Raw genomic sequence first — 4,541 nt, forward strand, 5'->3', positions numbered from 1 at the left:
GGTAGGCGTTGTAGATGCCGTGCTGCCGCACCGATTCCCGCAGCTGCGCCCAGTCGCCGCGGGTGGGGATCGCGACGCCTGCCTCGGCGAAGAGGGCGCGGACGCGTTCGGTGGCGGGCTGCCAGTCACGCTCGGTGTACTTATCGAAGTACGTGCCGTCGGCGTAGGCGGAGGTCTCGAAGCCGGCGAAGGCCGTGCCGCGTTCGATGGCGATCCGATTGGAGGCGCGCAGAGCGTGGTAGGTGACGGTGAGGAAGTAGATGTCGGTGAAGTCGATGCCCTCCTCGCTGCCGTAGCGGATGCGTTGTGAGGCGAGGAACCCGTGCAGGTTCATCTGCCCGAGCCCGATCGCGTGCGACGCGTCGTTCCCGGCCGCGATCGAGGGGACCGCGTCGATGTCGGTCTGATCGGACACGCTCGTGAGTGCCCGCACCGCGGTCTCGACCGTCGCGCCGAAGTCCGGTGAGGCGAAGGCCTGCGCGATGTTGAGGGAGCCAAGGTTGCAGGAGATGTCCCGGCCGACCTGCTCGTACCCGATCGCGGCGTCGTAACGGGACGGGGTGTTGACCTGGAGGATCTCGCTGCAGAGGTTGGACATGTTGATCCACCCCTGCAGCGGGTTCGCGCGGTTGACGGTGTCCTCGAACAGCACATAGGGGTATCCGGATTCGAACTGCAGCTCGGCGAGGGTCTTGAAGAACTCCCGTGCGCTGATCGTGGTCTTCCGCACCCGCGGGTTCGCGACCAGCTCGTCGTAGTGGTCGTTCACCGACAGATCCGACAGCGGCTTCCCGTACTCGCGCTCGACGTCGTAGGGGCTGAACAGGTGCATGTCCCGGTTCTCCTTCGCGAGCTGGAAGGTGACGTCGGGGATCACGACGCCGAGGGAGAGCGTCTTGATGCGGATCTTCTCGTCCGCGTTCTCCCGCTTCGTGTCGAGGAAGCGCAGGATGTCGGGGTGGTGCGCGTGGAGATACACGGCTCCGGCTCCTTGCCGGGCACCGAGCTGGTTGGCGTAGCTGAAGCTGTCTTCGAGGATCTTCATCACCGGCACCACCCCGGAAGCCTGGTTCTCGATCTGCTTGATCGGCGCCCCGGTCTCACGCAGGTTCGTCAGCAACAACGCCACCCCGCCCCCACGCTTGGACAGCTGCAGCGCGGAGTTGACGCTGCGTCCAATGGATTCGAGGTTGTCCTCCAGGCGGAGCAGGAAGCAGGAGACGAGCTCGCCGCGCTGCGCTTTGCCCGCGTTCAGGAATGTCGGTGTCGCAGGCTGGAACCGGCCGGAGAGCATCTCGTCCACAAGCCGGGTCGCAAGGGCCTCGTCGCCCTGGCCGAGGAAGAGCGCGGTGGCGACGACACGCTCCTCAAAACCTTCCAAGTACGTGGTGCCGTCGAGCGTCTTCAGGGCGTAGGAGGTGAAGAACTTGAACGCGCCGAGGAAGGTCTGGAAGCGGTGCCCGGCCCTGTGGGCGCGCTCGTGCAGGTTGGTGAGGAACTCCGGGGCGTACGCGTCGAGGAATGCCCGCTCGTAGTAGTCGTTCGCGACCAGCCACTCCAGGCGCTCGGCCACGCTCGGGAAGGTTCTCGTGTTCGGGATGACGTGCTGGCGCAGGTACTCTTCGGCGGCTTCCCGGTCCTTGTGGAACTGGATCGACCCGTCCGGGGCGAACAGGTTCAGCTGCGCGTTGAGGGCGTGGTAGTCCTTCCGCGCGCCGATCCCGGTGCGGGCGGGGGCTTCTGGGGAGATGATGGTCATGCGGTCTTCCTCTCAATGGATGTCAGATTGTCGGAGGCCTGCTCCCAGAAGCGGGTCAGGCCGTTGTTCACGTGTTCGATATCGCGCTGCGTGCCGAGCAGCTCGAAGCGGTACAGCTCCGGGACCTGGCATTTCGCAGAGATGACGGGACCGGCGAGGCAGTAGTGCTCGCCGAAGTTCGTGTTCCCCGCCGTGATCACCCCCCGGATCAGTGCCCGGTTCGCGGGGTCGTTGAGGAACGAGATCACCTGCTTCGGCACCGCCCCGGCACGTTCCCCGCCGCCGTACGTGGGGACAACGAGCACGAAGGGCCGCGCGACCCGGATCAGCCCCTCCACCCGGGGCCGCAGCGGGATACGGACCGCGGGCCGGTCGAGCCGGTCGACGAAGCGGCGGGTGTTCTCCGACACGCTCGAGAAGAACACGAGATCAGGCGACTCGGCGGCGGCGAGCTCGCGCACAGAGGGCGCTGCGCGCCGGGACTCGGGTAGGGCAGGCATGGCGATCCTCCTCGCTCTCTCTGGCTGTGACGCGACACGCCACCGACCACTACATGTTGTGCCTCACCGATGTTTGGAGTGGCGTATCTAGTAATAACATCGATGTACTTTGTTTGTCTACGCCACGCCCATGTTTGGAACTACGGCATGCCGAACACTATGCTGTGGGGTATGGGACGAACGCACGTGGACGAGCGCAGTGAGGGTGCGTGGCTGGAGGCCATCACCTTGTTTCAATCCGTGCGAGACGCCGACCATGACGCTGCGGCTCGCCTGTTGCGAACGTCTTCCGACCCCGAAGCGGTGATGCTGAACCTCCTGCGCATGCTCGGCGTATACCTGCGCGGAGAAGCACCCGACAAGCTCGACCACTTCATCGCCGCATCCCATCGCGCTTGCCCGCCCCCAAGTCCTCCGCTTCCACCACTCACGTGAACTTCCACCCGCACCCCGTCACCCGTTCAGCTAAGGAACCATCCATGCCACGAAACTCCCGCTTCTTCTCCCGCCGTGCCGTGCCGCTGCTGGCAGCGTCTGTGCTCGCGCTCTCTCTTGCTGGATGCGCGACATCCGGCGAGAACGATGCGGGAGCTGACGATGAGCGTCCGGTGGTGTTGACGACGTTCACCGTTCTTGCGGACATCGCCGAGAACGTCGCCGGTGACCATCTGCGGGTGGAGTCGATCACGAAGGTCGGGGCGGAGATCCACGGCTACGAGCCGACTCCGGGAGATATTCGCAGGGCGTCGGAGGCGGAGCTCATCCTCGACAACGGGATGAATCTCGAGGCGTGGTTCGGACAGTTCGTCGAGGGCATGGACGTGCCCCATGTCGTCGTCAGCGAGGGAGTCGAGACGATCGACATCACCGAGGACGCCTACGCGGGGATGCCGAACCCGCACGCGTGGATGAGCCCGTTGAACGTGCAGATCTATGTCGACAACATGGTCGACGCGTTCAGCGACCTCGACCCCGAGAACGCGAGCGCGTACGAGGCCAACGGTGAGGCGTACAAGGCCGAGTTGCAGACCGTGCAGGACGAACTGGTCGACGCGCTGTCGGTACTCCCGGACAACCAGCGGGCACTGGTCACCTGCGAGGGTGCGTTCTCCTACCTCGCACGGGACGCCGGGCTCACCGAGAAGTACATCTGGGCGGTCAACGCCGAGCAGCAGGCCACCCCCCAGCAGATCACCTCCGCGATCGAGTTCGTGCGCGACAACGATGTGCCAGCGGTGTTCTGCGAGTCCACCGTGTCTGCCGCCCCGATGCAGCAGGTCGTCGAAGCCACCGACGCGATCTTCGGCGGCACCCTCTACGTCGACTCCCTCTCCGAAGCCGACGGCCCGGTCCCGACCTACCTCGAGCTGATCCGCCACGACGCGACCACCATCATCGACGCACTGACGGCACGCAACTGATGAAGACAGCGATCTCGGTGCACGACGTCACCGTTCACTACGGCGAGGTCCTCGCCCTCGACCACGCCACCCTCGACATCCAGGCCGGCCGGGTATGCGGACTCGTGGGCATGAACGGATCCGGGAAGTCCACCCTGTTCAAGACCATCATGGGTCTGCTGCGCCCTGACTCCGGCACCGTCCTTGTCAACGGCCAGAACCCGACCAAGGCACGCAAGTCCGGGATCGTCGGCTACGTGCCACAGAGCGAGGACGTCGACTGGGCATTCCCGGTGACCGTACGCGATGTCATCATGACAGGCCGCTACGGGCACATGGGATTCACCCGCCACGCGAAAAGATCCGATCACGAAGCCGTCGACCACGCCCTGGAACGAGTGGAGCTCACCGAGTACGCGAACCGGCAGATCGGACAGCTCTCCGGCGGCCAAAAGAAACGCGCCTTCGTCGCCCGGGGCATCGCCCAAGGGGCGACGATCCTGCTGTTGGATGAGCCGTTCGCCGGAGTCGACAAACGCTCCGAGGCCACGATCACCCGACTGCTGCGCGAGCTTGCCGACGACGGGGCCACCATCCTCGTCTCCACCCACGACCTCCACGCCCTGCCAGGCCTCGCTGACGAGGCCGTGCTCCTCATGCGCCGCGTGCTCATGCACGGCGACCCGAACGAGGTACTCCAGCCCGACAACCTCGCCCTGGCCTTCGGCCTCGACGTCCTGAACCGAGGCGACAACTGATGAACCTGATCGACTTCTTCCTCGACCCCCTCAGCTACGACTTCATGGTCCGCGCCCTCGCGACCACCCTGATCGCCTCGATCGTGTGCGCGGTGCTCTCCTGCTGGCTCGTCCTGATCGGCTG

At 65.3% G+C, this 4,541-nt stretch carries 6 protein-coding genes; 4 read left to right on the plus strand and 2 right to left on the minus strand.

What is annotated here, in order from left to right:
• Both nrdE and nrdI read right to left on the minus strand, forming a co-directional pair.
• A partial coding sequence (gene nrdE / locus ACTICP_RS15825) for a class 1b ribonucleoside-diphosphate reductase subunit alpha (protein ID WP_441893996.1) occupies positions 1-1,759 on the minus strand: 1,759 nt, incomplete at its 3' end.
• Complete coding sequence (gene nrdI / locus ACTICP_RS15830) at positions 1,756-2,259, minus strand: class Ib ribonucleoside-diphosphate reductase assembly flavoprotein NrdI (protein WP_441893998.1); 504 nt, start codon at positions 2,257-2,259, stop codon at positions 1,756-1,758. The genes nrdI and nrdE, both read right to left, overlap by 4 nt.
• A 171-nt stretch (positions 2,260-2,430) precedes the next feature.
• On the opposite strand from nrdI, the gene ACTICP_RS15835 reads away from it, so the two are divergent.
• The 4 genes from ACTICP_RS15835 to ACTICP_RS15850 all read left to right on the plus strand — a co-directional run.
• Positions 2,431-2,694: a hypothetical protein gene (locus ACTICP_RS15835; RefSeq protein ID WP_441894000.1), complete on the plus strand. Its 264-nt coding sequence runs from the start codon at positions 2,431-2,433 to the stop codon at positions 2,692-2,694.
• Between the two features lie 44 nt (positions 2,695-2,738).
• Positions 2,739-3,680: a metal ABC transporter substrate-binding protein gene (locus tag ACTICP_RS15840; RefSeq protein WP_441894002.1), complete on the plus strand. Its 942-nt coding sequence runs from the start codon at positions 2,739-2,741 to the stop codon at positions 3,678-3,680.
• Positions 3,680-4,417, plus strand: coding sequence for a metal ABC transporter ATP-binding protein (locus ACTICP_RS15845; protein ID WP_141871450.1), 738 nt, complete (start codon positions 3,680-3,682; stop codon positions 4,415-4,417). The genes ACTICP_RS15840 and ACTICP_RS15845 overlap by 1 nt, the downstream gene beginning before the upstream one ends.
• The coding region (locus tag ACTICP_RS15850; protein ID WP_441894004.1) for a metal ABC transporter permease at positions 4,417-4,541 on the plus strand (125 nt) is incomplete at its 3' end. The genes ACTICP_RS15845 and ACTICP_RS15850, both read left to right, overlap by 1 nt.

The sequence above is a fragment of the Microbacterium sp. genome (assembly GCF_052102115.1).
Lineage (GTDB): Bacteria > Actinomycetota > Actinomycetes > Actinomycetales > Microbacteriaceae > Microbacterium.

Excerpts from the sequence above, each read along its gene's own strand:
- ACTICP_RS15840 (WP_441894002.1), top strand. The coding sequence starts at position 2,739 with ATGCCACGAAACTCCCGCTTCTTCTCCCGCCGTGCCGTGCCGCTGCTG.
- ACTICP_RS15835 (WP_441894000.1), top strand. The coding sequence starts at position 2,431 with ATGGGACGAACGCACGTGGACGAGCGCAGTGAGGGTGCGTGGCTGGAG.
- nrdI (WP_441893998.1), bottom strand. The coding sequence starts at position 2,259 with ATGCCTGCCCTACCCGAGTCCCGGCGCGCAGCGCCCTCTGTGCGCGAG.
- ACTICP_RS15845 (WP_141871450.1), top strand. The coding sequence starts at position 3,680 with ATGAAGACAGCGATCTCGGTGCACGACGTCACCGTTCACTACGGCGAG.